Raw genomic sequence first — 12,782 nt, 5'->3', positions numbered from 1 at the left:
ACTCGGGCTTGTCAAGCACTTTTTTGAAAGTCTTTTCGAAGCGTTTCCGGTTATCCGGCCTGCCGCAGCGTCCTGCCGCAACAGCTTGTTTAGTATATCCCCTTTTCAGTCTCTTGTCAATACGTTTTTCAAAAAAAGTATGCCGCCTCAAATGCGTTTTCTCATAACGCAACATGAGGCGGCATGTATACTTAGTTTAAACAGCCTGCAATTAATGTACTTCGCCGCGTTCGACGGCTTCTTTCAGCGTATGCCATGCTAAAACGGCACATTTGACGCGAGCCGGCATATTGGAAATATTTTTAAGAGCCATTGCATCTTCCAATTCCTCCAGCTGGTTTTCATCGGTAATATTCCGCTTAATCATTTCCAAAAACAAATCGACAAGGCGGAGAGCTTCCTTTACTGATTTCCCCTTAATGATATCTATCATGATATCTGCCGATGCCTGACTGATAGCGCAACCGTGGCCGGTGTACGCCGCATCGACGATGACGCCATCCTGAATATCAGCCTGCAGCGTAATGTCGTCGCCGCAACTCGGGTTATGGCCTCGTTCTTCCATCGTATAGATCTTCAGCAAGCGCTTGTTTTCCTGGTGCTGGTTATGTTCTAAAATAATATCAGAATATAACTCGTTCATTGCTTCCATATCGTCCGCCTCCTCAATCCTTGTAGCCCATCTGCCTGCGTACCAAGGGCAGCGTTTCCAGGAAATAATCTACTTCCTCTATCGTATTATAGATATAGAAGCTGATGCGGTTCGACGCTTCCGCGCCGATATGAGCGCCGAAAGGCTGGGCACAGTGATGGCCGGAACGGATAGCGATGCCGTAGCTGTCAAGAATCGTCGCCGCATCGTGGGGATGGACGCCGTCTATCATGAAGGCGATGACGCCGGTCTTTTCTTCCGGGTCCGTACTGCCGATAATGCGGATGTGCGGAATCTTCTTCATCCCCTCCAAAGCCCGGACGACTAAGGCATGTTCGTGTTCTTCAATAGCCTCCCAGCCCAAGCGTTCGAGATACTCAATGGCCGCATGGAGGGCCACGGCGCCTTCGACGTTTTCCGTGCCGGCTTCAAATTTAAAAGGCAATACGTTGAAGGTCGTCGTTTGTTCCTGTACATATTCGATCATGTCCCCGCCCAGCAGGAAGGGTTCCATGTCATTAAGAAGTTCTTTTTTGCCGTAGACGACGCCCGTACCGGCAGAGCCGAGCATCTTGTGTCCGGAAAAAACCATGAAATCACAGTCCAGCGCCTGTACGTCGACTTTCATATGCGGCACCGCCTGCGCGCCGTCATACACGACGACGGCCCCGGCAGCATGAGCTCGCTCAATGACTTTTTCAGCCGGTACCTTCATGCCCAACACATTGCTGATTCCGGCAAAGGCTACGATTTTAGCAGATGTGTCAATCTTAGCCAAATCTTCTTCCGTAAAATGACCTGTTTCATCAAGATACATGTATACCAGCTCCGCGCCGGTTACACGGCAGACCCGCTGCCATGTCACGAGGTTGGCATGGTGCTCTGAAATAGGGATGATAATTTTATCTCCCTTTTGCAAGTGCGTTTCGCCGTAACTCCGAGCGATGAGATTCATCCCTTCCGTCGCATTGCGTACGAAAATGACTTCTTCGCCGCTGCGGGCGTTGATGAACCGGCGCACGGCTTCCCGCGCCTGATCATAGGCTTCAGACGCTTCGACGCTGAGGATATGAGCGCCGCGATGGGGGTTGCCGTTATGGTTTTCTAAAAAATCGACGACGGCCTGAATGACCTGCCGCGGTTTCTGCGTCGTCGCTGCGTTGTCGAGATACACGAGCTGATGGCCGTTGCGCCGTTTCGTTAAAATGGGAAAATCATTGCGTACATTCAGCATAGCTATCACCTTTCTATCCTTGGGAATTCATCCGTTCTCGCACGGTTTGGAGCACCCGCTCCGCCAGCGCGCCGTCGCCTAAGGCGTCGACAACAGGACGGATATGGGACTCGACGATAATCGCCTGGGCGCCTTGATAGTCGAAGCCGCGGCTCATGAGATAAAACAGCGTGTCCTCGTCAATCTGCCCGGCGCTGGAAGCATGATTGCCGACAACGTCGTCCTCCTTGCACAGCAGTAGGGGCACGGAAATCGAATGGACTTTAGGACTCAGGAGAATGCACGTATCGGCTTCAGACCCGACGGCCTTTTTGCTTCCCCGCAGGAAATCGATAGTGCCGCGAAAAGCTTTTTTCGCTTCGTCCTGCAAAGCCCCCGCTATGGCGACGTCGGCTTTCGTCTTTTTGCCCTGCATGGGAATCCAGTAGGAAAAATCGACGATTTGCTTATCTTTGCCTAAATACAAGCTTTTGCTGTCAAAGGAGCTTTCATCGTGCAGGAGATCCGTTTTGTAATATACGACGGCTTCCTTTGCCCCCAGCTCGGCGCTGACGTATTCGACGGAACTGCCTTCGGCAGTTTCGGCATACCGGTGCTCGATGTGGCGGACATTGCCTTCGTGAAGCTGTACTTTCACGATTTTGACATGAGCGCCTGCCTCTGCACGGATGTAATGCAGGAAGTTTACCTCGCCGCCAGCGGCACCGCCTTCAAATACTAAATATACTGTTACGTCGCTGCCGGCTCCGGCCGTAATGCGAAGCTGCCGGTTCAACGTCGGATGGTCGTCGTTTACTTCATATACTAAGCGGGCCGTCCCCTTGGCTCCCGCTTCGGCTTCAATGGCGCATCCCTTATCGGCATGGCGCAGGGCCCGTTCCAGCGCTTCGGCATTGGCCCCTTGAAACTCTCCCAGGTCGGGCATGCCGTTTCCCTGATAAAAATATAGGGAAATGTCCCCTTCACGCTGATGCTGCGGCGTATATCTGCCCGATGGCCGTTCCGGCAGAGGTTCAAGCTCCAAGTTATTGACTTTTATTGTCCGAAATGTGGGCCGGGGAAGCTCATTATATAGTTGCATCACAGGTTTTGTCTTTACGTTCATGTATATCTCCCCTCCTTAGGTCAATGACCCTTTTAATTCGAGGTTAATCAGATTATTCATCTCTACGGCGTATTCCAGCGGAAGAGCTTTGGAAACAGGTTCTACGAAGCCCTTGACCAGCATCGCCCTAGCTTCATCTTCGCTGAGGCCGCGGCTCATGAGATAGAAAACGGCTTCGTCGGAAATGCGGCCGATAGATGCTTCATGGCCGAGATCGACGTTGTCGTTCTTGACGACAATGGCCGGAATCGTATCGGACTGCGACTGTTCATCCAGCATCAGCGATTCGCAGCTGACGTTGGCCTTCGCCCCCTCGGCACGGGGATTGATGACGACGCTGCCGCGGTAAATGCAGACGCCGCCGTCCTTGCTGATGGACTTGGAATTGATATTGCTCGTCGTCTTCGGCGCGTTGTGGACTACCTTCGATCCCGTATCGAGATATTGCCCTTTGCCGGCAAAGGTAACACCTGTAAATTCACAGTGCGCTCCTTCTCCCTGCAGGATGCTCATGGGGTACAGGCAGGATGTATGGGAACCAAAAGACCCTGTCACCCAGTTGATCGTGCCGTTTCGGCCGACAATCGCCCGTTTTGTATTTAAGTTGTACATATTCTTCGACCAGTTTTCTATGGTCGAGTAGGTCAGCGACGCGTCGTCGCCGACAAACAATTCGACGCAGCCGGCGTGGAGATTGGCTACGTTGTATTTCGGCGCGGAACAGCCTTCAATGAAATGCACCTTCGCGCCGTTTTCCACAATAATCAGCGTATGCTCAAACTGGCCGGCTCCAGGCGCGTTCAAGCGAAAATAGCTCTGTAGCGGAATGGATACGTCTACGCCGGCCGGCACGTATACATAGGAGCCGCCGGACCAGACGGCGCCGTGGAGCGCAGCAAATTTATGGTCCGTCGGCGGCACGAGCTTCATGAAATGAGCCTGAATGATATCCCCGTATTCCCGCAGTGCCGTTTCAAAGTCCGTGTAGATGACGCCCTGCTGCACCAGCTCTTCCTGAATACTGTGGTATACGACTTCCGAATCGTACTGGGCTCCTACGCCGGCCAGGGACGTCTTTTCGGCCTCGGGAATCCCCAGTCGGTCGAAGGTGTCCTTGATGTCGTCGGGCACGTCATCCCAGCTGGCTTTCATCTGCGTATTGGGCCGGACATAGGTAACGATGTCGTCCATATGGAGTTCGCTGATATCGGGACCCCAAACAGGATATTCCAGATGGTGAAAAATATCCAGCGATTTCAAACGGAAATCGAGCATCCATTTCGGTTCCTTTTTTTCTGCCGAAATAGTCCGGACGATGTCTTCCGTCAAGCCGGCCTCGGTTTTATAGGAATAGGTAAAGTCCTTTTTAAAGTTATATATATTGCTGAAATCAGAAAACGCTTCGATCGTCCTGCGTTCGTCTTCCCGTTTCTGTTCCGCCGCATTGGCCATAGTAGTCATGACATGGTACCTGCCTTTCTCTTTATCTAAAGCTGTCGTATCCTTTTTCCTCGATGACCTGGATCAATTCCGGGCCGCCGGACTTGACGATTTTTCCGTCGATGAGGACATGAACCACGTCCGGCTGAAGGCCCTGCAAAATTTCGCTGTGATGCGTAATGACCATGAGAGCGTTCCCCTCGTCATGGTATTTCGCCACCGTCTGCGACACGACGCGGACGGCGTCGACATCGAGACCCGAGTCGATTTCATCCAGCATGGCCAGCTTCGGTTCCAGCATGCACATTTGAAGGATTTCCGTCTTCTTTCGTTCGCCGCCGGAAAATCCGTCGTTGACGTAGCGGGAAGCATAAGAGCTGTCCATTTTCAGTTCTTCCATCTGCGCTTTCAGCTTTTTACGGAAAGGCATGATGCGCTGCGTTTCGCCGCTTATCGTGCTCTTAGCGCTGCGGGTAAAGTTCTCCACAGAAATCCCCTGCACGGCAATGGGCGCCTGGAAAGCCATGAAAATTCCCGCCTTAGCCCGTTCGTCTACGGGCATGCGCGTAATATCCTTTCCTTCGAAGAAAATACTGCCGCCTGTAACGGTATACTTCGGATGCCCCATGACGGCGTTGAACAACGTCGATTTCCCTGCGCCGTTCGTTCCCATGATGACGTGAACTTCGCCGGCACGAACGGTTAAATCCAATCCCTTTAAGATTTCCTTTCCTTCAACTTCTACTTTCAGCCCTTTTATGTTTAATAATTCTGCCATAATGCTTCACTCCTGCGCGTCTATAAATAATATACAATTACTCCAAATTAAAAGTACACCTTTACGATGCACTTTTGCTTACATCCATAGCATACTCCTGTTTTATCATAAAGTCAACAAAATTAGTAGACTTTTTTTATATTTTATTTTCTACATCCACTTTCAAGAAATGCGCCGTTCTTTCCGAATACAAAAACGCGCAGGAGAAATCGGCGTTCTTCCTGCGCGTCGCATACGGATATCCTATTATATGTCGTCTTTTTGTTTTTCTTTCATTCGCCTGCGAAGGTCGCTCTTCATCCACCACTGCATGATAAAGACAAACGCCAAAAGCAGGAGCAGTCCGACCAATTCCGTCGTCGGCCCTTCTTTCGCAATCGCATACAGGAGATAGAGAAATACGACGAGCACCAAGCCTCGTTTCAGCTTATTCACAGGCGCCGCATCCTTCGCAGTCATCCCGGTCGTCGCCAAATAAGCGGGCCTTTTGGCCGCGCATGGCTAATACAGCCTGGATGTACATGGCACATTCAATGCGCTTCTTCTGAATCTTGCAGCTCAGGGCATACGGCGTTTTAATATCTCCGCCGTATTTGATATTGTTGGCATGGCAGCCGCCGCTGCAGAAGAATTTCGCCCAGCAGTCGCAGCAAATCGGCTTGTTGAGGACGTGCATATCGCGGAACAGCGGCGGCAGCTTTGTATCCGTAACGCCGTCATATACATTGCCGATGACGTATTCGTCCTGGCCTACGAACTGGTGGCAGGGATAAATGTCGCCGTTCGGCACAACGCACATGTACTCATGGCCGGCGCCGCAGCCGCGGAGGCGCTTGGCAATGCAGGGGCCGCGGTACAAGTCCATAATGAAGTGGTAGTAGATAAAGGGGCGGCCTTCATCCATACGCTGCAAATATAAATCTGTCAGTGCGTCGTATTCTTCATAAATACGGGGCAAATCGTCTTCTGTAATGGCATAGGACAAATCGTCGCCTACGACGGGTTCCATAGACAGGCCCTCAAAGCCTAAATCGGCCATGTGTTCCACGTCTTTGGCAAAGTCCAGGTTGTATTTCGTATAGGTGCCGCGGACGTAGTATTCTTCGCCGTCGCGGTGTTCCGCCGCGTAGACGAGATGTTTAGCGCACGAATCATAGGAGCCGCGGCCGCCGGCGTCGGGGCGCATGCGGTTGTGCACTTCCGGCCGTCCGTCGAGGCTCAGGATCAGGCTGATGTGATTTTCCGTAAGGTATTTGACCTTGGCCGGGTCCAGCAGCATGCCGTTCGTCGTCAGAGACAGCTTAAATACTTTGTCGTGGATTTTTTCCTGCTCGCGGATGTATTCGATCGTCTGCTTGACGACGTCGAAATTCATGAGCGGTTCGCCGCCGAAAAAGTCGATTTCACAGTGCTGCCGCTTCCCTTCGGTACTGCGGATAAGCAGGTCGACGGCCTGTTTTGCGACGTCGAAACTCATAAGCTCCCGCTTATGCGTGTCATAGTCGCCCTGCGACGCGAAGCAGTATTTGCAGCGCAGGTTGCAGTCGTGGGCAATATTTAAGCACAGGGATTTCACGATAGGTTCCTCTTCAGCGACGACCTGGAAGTCTTCGGCCATAGGCGCAAAGAGCAGTTCCTTTTCGATGAGCTCGTCCAGCTCTCCCAGCGTTTCTTCTATTTCTTCTTTGGCATATGCGCCGTCAAAGGCCGCGTACACCGCATCTTTATTCGTTCCGTCGTATACGTCGAGAATATCATATGTCATCTTATCTATTACGTTGATAATGCCGCTGTTGACGTCCAGCAGCATGTACGTGCCGTTTTGACAATACTTGTGAATCATCGGTTTTATCGTAGTCATTATTCCTCCATACAACAAGAATACCCTTTACCTGACGGTAAAGGGCGTCCTCATAAACAATGTTGATTATTTCGTGCAGACCTGATTGCCTACGGTGCAGGACGTTTTGCAAGCGGACTGACAAGAAGTCTGACATTCGCTGCAGCCAGCATGCTGCGTCGTTTTCTGAATCGATTCCGTATTAATCGTAATGATATGTTTTGCCATTATCTTTCACCTCACTGTCAAGACTGTTTTTATTGTATCACATCACTCGTATTTCGACAATATATTAAAGAAGCTTAACGCCTTTAAAGACGAAGTTTTTGCCCATAGAAACGACGATAGACCGTTCCTCAAAGACGTTGTGCGTATCGAAGAAGATATCGAAGCCGCCGTTATAAGTTACATATACAGAATTGATGCGCTGCAGGTAGCCGCAGATTTCTTCTGCCGACACTTCGGGCTCTCCGTCAGCCCGCCATTTTTTATTTTTAAAATTAGCGATGAGGGGCGCGTGGGCCATAACGCGGGAGCGGTGCGCCAAAATCCATTCCCATACGTGTTCGCCATAGCGGCGAGCTTCTTCGTCCCGGCCTTCTTCCAACCCTTCCAGCATGAACAAGACCGGCTTGCCTTCACACATGATTTCATCCATATAGCTGCCCTTTACGTATTTTAAATCCATATTGAATGAACCCCCCCCCCCCCATTATTAAAATGGCTGTAGCCTAAGCATGTTCTATCTTACCGAGTTTTAGCTTTTTTGTCAATTGACGAGGCAGGACACAAGTCGGCCAGGAAGCAGTCGTCGCAGGCCGGCTTGCGGGCTTTGCATATGCGGCGGCCGTGCCAGATGAGCCAGTGGTGGGCCCGGCTCCACCATTCTTCGGGAATGGCTTTCTGCAAGCCCTTTTCGACTTCCAGAGGCGTCTTCCCTTCGGCCAGCTGCAGGCGGTTGGACACGCGGAATACATGCGTGTCGACGGCGATAGCCGGCGTGTCGAATAAAATGCTGACCAGCACGTTCGCCGTCTTGCGCCCTACGCCGGGCAGCTTGACCAGTTCATCAAAGGTCCGGGGAACTTCGCCGCCGTACTGTTCGCACAGGATAGAGCAGTTGGCCAAGATGTTCTTAGCCTTGCTGTGATACAGGCCGCAGGTGCGTATTTTTTCTTCCAGTCCTTCCAGACCCAGGGTCAGCATCCTTTCCGGCGTGTTATATTCCGGAAACATGCCGGCCGTAACAATGTTTACCCGTTCGTCCGTGCACTGGGCCGATAAGATGACGGCTATCATGAGCTCGAAAGGCGTCGTATAATGCAGGGCCGGCTTCATGATGCCGTACTGATCCTGAAACCGCTGCAGCATTTCCTGCTTTACTTTCTTCGTAATTGCCATTTATGTTTCCTCCCTCGTCTCGATTCCTTCGTTCAAGCTTCCCATGGCGTATCCACCTAAATCGACGGTAACGTAGGTAAATCCGTAGCCGCGCAGGGCCTGAACGATCTCAGCTCTATGCTGCAGCACGGCGGAGATTTCGCCTTGTCCTACTTCGATACGGGCGACGTCACCGTGGTGGCGCACGCGCAATGAACCCTTCACAAAGGGAGCGATGTACGCCTCGGCTTGGTCGACCTGGCGCAGACGCTGGGGCGATAAGGGCACGCCATAGGGAATCCGGCTGGCCAGGCAGGCCGCGCTCTGCTTGTTCCACGTCGGCAGTCCAAGCATTTTTGAAAGCTCCCGTATGTCCCCTTTCGTCAGCCCCGCCTCCACCATGGGACTGCGCACGACGTCGGCCAATTCTCTCAGCGCCTTCATGCCGGGACGGTAATCGCCTAAGTCGTCGACGTTGCTGCCGTCGGCTACCCACCGGTACCGGCGTTCTTTCGCCAAAGCCGCTAAAGCAGTAAATCGCATTTTCTTGCAGATATAGCAGCGGTCCGGCTGATTTTTGACAAATTCCTCATTATCAAATTCCCGCGACGGCATGACGACATGGGCGACCCCCATCTGCGCCGCCATCTGGCAGGCCGCGCGTTCCTCTCCTTCAGGCAAGGTCGGCGACACGGCCGTTACGGCCAAAACCTTATCGCCTAATACGTCCCAGGCGACATAGGTCAAAAAGGTGCTGTCTACGCCGCCGGAAAACCCGACGACGACGCTGCCCATATCGGCGACGACAGAGCGCAGCCTTTCATATTTCGTTAAAAGTTCTTTGTTGGCCATGATATCGCTCCTTACTTCATATATTGCCTTTCAAAATTCACTGCGGCAGCCAGCATATCCTTCGGCAAATAGGAACAAGCCTTCTGCCACAGCCAGTCGGGCACGCCGTAAAACGCCTCGGCAATGGAGCCGGCAATAGCCGCCTGCGTATCCGTATCGCCTCCTAGGGACACGGCATTGCCAATAGCGTCCTGCAGACTATCGCTTTCCAAAAACGCTTCAATCGCTTCCGGCACGCTGTCCGCCGTCCGGCAGGTAAAGGCATATCCAGGCCGTATTTCATCGAGAGATGCCGTCAAGGGATAAAAATACTTCCTCATATAAGCGCGGATATCGTCTTTACTGCTCCCGGTGCGGGCTAAATATATGGCGGACGCCACGGCAACGGCTCCCTGAATGGCTTCGGGATGGTCGTGAGTGACGAGGGCCGTAATTTCCGCCAGGGCCTGCACCTCGTCCAACGAACGGCCAACCCAAGCGGCAGGCGCTACGCGCATGGCCGCACCGTTGCCATAACTTCCGTACGGCGCGCTGTTGTCCGACGAAAACCAGCAGGCAAACTGCCGGCCAAATCCAGCGTTTGGGTATCGGCGGCACCAGTATTTCAGCTGCCGCCGCAGCGGCCCGATATACCCGCAGCGCGATTCCTTTCCTTCAGCTAAGGCCGCCGCGACGGCTACAGTCGTCACCGTATCGTCCGTAAACCGCGAACCCTCGGCAAACCAGACAAAATCCTTTGTCTTAACCGGACTTGCGCAAAATTCATAAGGCGAACCGACAATATCGCCCAAAATCGTCCCTTTCATTCGTCCACCTTCTTATTTCAACTACAAGAAACGCATATATGATGTATTATATCATAGTACGCAAGAGTCCGCCTATGCCATAAAAAAACACTGCACATCCCGTTGGCCGGAATATGCAGTGTCCTATTCATGCTGCTTAAAAGAAATGCAGCGATTCTTCTTTCAAAACCTTTTCCCGCAATGCCGAAACCTTAGCGCTGCGCTGTACCCACATTTCTTCCGGGTTGACGAGGCGCTGGTATTCAGGCCACAGGCTGTCCATCTGTTCGTCCGCATAGGCGATGATATCCGACAAGGACGGCAGGTCGTAGACCAGCTTCCCTTTCAGGAAAATCGGCCGGAGCATCGTCTTGACTTCAAAGGAATTGGCCGGAATCAGCCGCGACCGCCACGGCGCTTTGTCGCTGGTCAAATGCAGGTCCTGCGTCGGATCGATCGTTTCTCCTTCCAACGCGATGATGTCCGCTTTCATCTTGCCCGTCTTTTTATCGTAAATGCGCAGGACGTTTTTGATTCCTGGATTCGAAATTTTTTCGGCGTTGTCGCTCATCTTGATTTTCGGCACGAAGGTATCGCCGTCGTATTGGCCGACGAGCTTGAATACGCCGCCCAGGGACGGGCTGCCCTTCGCCGTAATCAGATTGGTGCCGACGCCCCATGAATTGATGGCGCAGCCCTGAATCTTCAATTCTGAAATAAGCGTTTCATCCAGGTCGTTCGACGCAGCGATCACGGCGTCGCCGAAACCAGCTTCCTCAAACATCCGGCGGGCTTCCTTCGACAAGTAGGCCAGGTCGCCGCTGTCCAAGCGGATGCCGTAAGACTTAGGCAGCGTACCGGCTTCCTTCATTTCCTGGAAAACCGTAATGGCGTCGGGCACGCCCTGCTTGAGAGTATTGTACGTATCGACCAGCAGGATGAGGTTGTTCGGATACTGCCGGGCGTAGGCGCGGAACGCTTCCAGCTCCGTCGGAAAGCTCATAACCCAGCTGTGGGCCATCGTCCCCAGAATAGGGATGTGGAACAATGCGCCGGCCAGCACGTTGCTCGTGCCGTTGAAGCCGCCGATCATTGCCGAACGGGCGCCGTACACGCCGGCCGATTCTCCCTGCGCCCGGCGCAGGCCGAATTCCATCAGCGCGTCTTTGCCGGCGACGGTACGGACGCGGCGGGCCTTCGTGGCGATGAGGCTTTCATGGTTCATGATCATGGACATGCACGTTTCTAAGAGCAGGCATTCGTCTTTTTTGGCATGAACGCGCAGGAGTACTTCCTGCGGAAAAGCCACGGTGCCTTCCGGCATGGCGTAGATGTCGCCGGTAAAAGACCAGGTCCGCAGATATTCGAGAAATTCATCGCAGAAAATCCCCGTCTTTTTCAAGTAGTCTATGTCGTCATCGCTGAAATGGATGCGGGAAACATAGTCAATCAAGTGTTCCAATCCGGCGACGACAGTATAGCCGCCGTTGAACGGATTGCTCCGGTAATACCGGTCAAACACGCAGTACTGCTCGTGTTTGCCTTCTAAAAACAGCCCCTGCATCATCGTCAGCTGATACAGGTCCGTCAGCAATGCATTAGTATACAATACGCTCGCCTCCAAATTAATTCTACGTATATTATACATCATATGAATGAATAGGAGCAATGAAATTTTGCCATTCGTTGCCTGGCCAGTTCTGCCGGCACTGCGGCGGCCCCTGTATTCGCCGCAGGTTTCATGGTATAATAAATTCGTTCTGCATATTTTTATACGAAAGGAGCATCAGCACGTGAAATATCGACTTATGCTTTTACTCACAGCCCTCGTCTGGGGCTGCGCCTTCGTAGCCCAGCGCACGGGTATGGAAACGATCGGCCCCTTCGCCTTTAACGGCCTCCGGTTCTGGCTGGGCGCGCTGTCCCTCTTTCCCGTACTGTATATGAACCGCCACAAGGACGAGGAAACATACGCAGCTCCGCCTAAGGGGCTGACCCTCGTGACGGCCAGTGCAATTCTGGGATTTTTCCTGTTTTCCGGCTCTTCCTTTCAGCAGGTTGGACTCATTTATACTACAGCCGGCAAAGCTGGGTTCATCACATCCCTGTATATCGTAGCCGTCCCCCTGATCGGCTTGCTGATGAAAAATACGCTGCGCCTGGCCCATATCCTCGGCTGCCTTATCGCCGTATCGGGACTGTATCTTCTGGCTTTCCACGGCGGCGGCGAGGCCATCAACTTCGGCGACCTGCTGAATCTCATCGGCGTCGTCTTCTGGTCCCTGCATATTTTATTCATCGATCGATTCGTACCGTATTTTTCCGGCATCAAGCTGGCCGTTGGCCAATTTATCGCCTGCGGCTGCTACAACTTTATCGCTATGCCCTTTTACGGTGAAACACTGACCGTCGCCATGATCGCCGCCTCGGCGGTGCCCATCATCTACTGCGGCATTTTATCCAGCGGCGTCGGCTATACCCTGCAAATCGTCGCCCAGCGGAAGGTCCCGCCGACAGAGGCATCTCTCCTCTGCAGTTTCGAAATGATCTTCGGCGCGTTGGCCGGCATGCTCCTTCTCGGTGAATGGATGAGCATGCGCGAGTTCATAGGCTGCGTCCTCATGACTATCGGCATCTTCTCCGCCCAAATCCCCAGCCGGGCCATTCTGCAGTTCAGAAAAAATCTATCCTATTAATAAAAAGCTGTCATGATTTG

At 52.7% G+C, this 12,782-nt stretch carries 14 protein-coding genes; 1 reads left to right on the top strand and 13 read right to left on the bottom strand.

Annotation, left to right across the window (positions count from 1 at the left end; genetic code table 11):
- Positions 1–211: 211 nt before the first annotated feature.
- The 13 genes from sufU to E0L13_RS07760 all read right to left on the bottom strand — a co-directional run bounded on the left by sufU (position 212) and on the right by E0L13_RS07760 (position 11,675).
- Complete coding sequence (sufU, locus tag E0L13_RS07820) at positions 212–652, bottom strand: Fe-S cluster assembly sulfur transfer protein SufU (protein ID WP_168061543.1); 441 nt, start codon at positions 650–652, stop codon at positions 212–214.
- Between the two features lie 13 nt (positions 653–665).
- On the bottom strand, positions 666–1,886 hold the full coding sequence (locus tag E0L13_RS07815; protein WP_168061541.1) for a SufS family cysteine desulfurase: 1,221 nt from the start codon (positions 1,884–1,886) through the stop codon (positions 666–668).
- A gap of 13 nt (positions 1,887–1,899) precedes the next feature.
- Positions 1,900–2,910, bottom strand: a complete 1,011-nt coding sequence (locus E0L13_RS07810; protein ID WP_240924694.1) for a SufD family Fe-S cluster assembly protein — start codon at positions 2,908–2,910, stop codon at positions 1,900–1,902.
- A gap of 96 nt (positions 2,911–3,006) precedes the next feature.
- Positions 3,007–4,443, bottom strand: a complete 1,437-nt coding sequence (sufB, locus tag E0L13_RS07805; protein ID WP_095630384.1) for a Fe-S cluster assembly protein SufB — start codon at positions 4,441–4,443, stop codon at positions 3,007–3,009.
- 31 nt (positions 4,444–4,474) lie between these two features.
- Positions 4,475–5,209, bottom strand: a complete 735-nt coding sequence (sufC, locus tag E0L13_RS07800) for a Fe-S cluster assembly ATPase SufC (RefSeq protein ID WP_168061537.1) — start codon at positions 5,207–5,209, stop codon at positions 4,475–4,477.
- A 246-nt stretch (positions 5,210–5,455) separates the two neighbouring features.
- Entirely contained in the window at positions 5,456–5,644 is a 189-nt protein-coding gene (locus tag E0L13_RS07795; RefSeq protein WP_168061535.1) for a hypothetical protein, read from the bottom strand.
- Positions 5,637–7,070: a thioether cross-link-forming SCIFF peptide maturase gene (gene scfB / locus E0L13_RS07790; RefSeq protein ID WP_168061533.1), complete on the bottom strand. Its 1,434-nt coding sequence runs from the start codon at positions 7,068–7,070 to the stop codon at positions 5,637–5,639. Before scfB ends, E0L13_RS07795 begins: the two co-directional genes overlap by 8 nt.
- A 66-nt stretch (positions 7,071–7,136) precedes the next feature.
- Positions 7,137–7,277: a six-cysteine ranthipeptide SCIFF gene (scfA, locus tag E0L13_RS07785; protein WP_087476973.1), complete on the bottom strand. Its 141-nt coding sequence runs from the start codon at positions 7,275–7,277 to the stop codon at positions 7,137–7,139.
- Positions 7,278–7,341: 64 nt separating this feature from the next.
- Positions 7,342–7,737, bottom strand: coding sequence for a hypothetical protein (locus E0L13_RS07780; RefSeq protein ID WP_154877320.1), 396 nt, complete (start codon positions 7,735–7,737; stop codon positions 7,342–7,344).
- Between the two features lie 59 nt (positions 7,738–7,796).
- Positions 7,797–8,450, bottom strand: a complete 654-nt coding sequence (nth, locus tag E0L13_RS07775) for an endonuclease III (RefSeq protein WP_168061531.1) — start codon at positions 8,448–8,450, stop codon at positions 7,797–7,799.
- On the bottom strand, positions 8,451–9,281 hold the full coding sequence (gene larE / locus E0L13_RS07770) for an ATP-dependent sacrificial sulfur transferase LarE (RefSeq protein ID WP_168061529.1): 831 nt from the start codon (positions 9,279–9,281) through the stop codon (positions 8,451–8,453). It lies immediately after the preceding gene.
- Positions 9,282–9,292: 11 nt separating this feature from the next.
- Positions 9,293–10,087: an ADP-ribosylglycohydrolase family protein gene (locus E0L13_RS07765; protein WP_168061527.1), complete on the bottom strand. Its 795-nt coding sequence runs from the start codon at positions 10,085–10,087 to the stop codon at positions 9,293–9,295.
- A 136-nt stretch (positions 10,088–10,223) separates the two neighbouring features.
- A complete protein-coding gene (locus E0L13_RS07760) occupies positions 10,224–11,675 on the bottom strand; it encodes a nicotinate phosphoribosyltransferase (protein ID WP_168061525.1) in 1,452 nt (483 codons plus the stop codon).
- Between the two features lie 184 nt (positions 11,676–11,859).
- Here E0L13_RS07760 and E0L13_RS07755 point away from each other — a divergent pair, with 184 nt between their 5' ends.
- Positions 11,860–12,762, top strand: coding sequence for a DMT family transporter (locus tag E0L13_RS07755; protein ID WP_168061523.1), 903 nt, complete (start codon positions 11,860–11,862; stop codon positions 12,760–12,762).
- The last annotated feature ends 20 nt before the right edge of the window (positions 12,763–12,782 follow it).

The sequence above is a fragment of the Megasphaera sp. SW808 genome (genome assembly GCF_012027795.1).
Taxonomy (GTDB): domain Bacteria; phylum Bacillota; class Negativicutes; order Veillonellales; family Megasphaeraceae; genus Megasphaera; species Megasphaera stantonii.
Note: the sequence above shows the minus strand (reverse complement) of the source record. Positions and strands in the feature narration are given on the sequence as shown.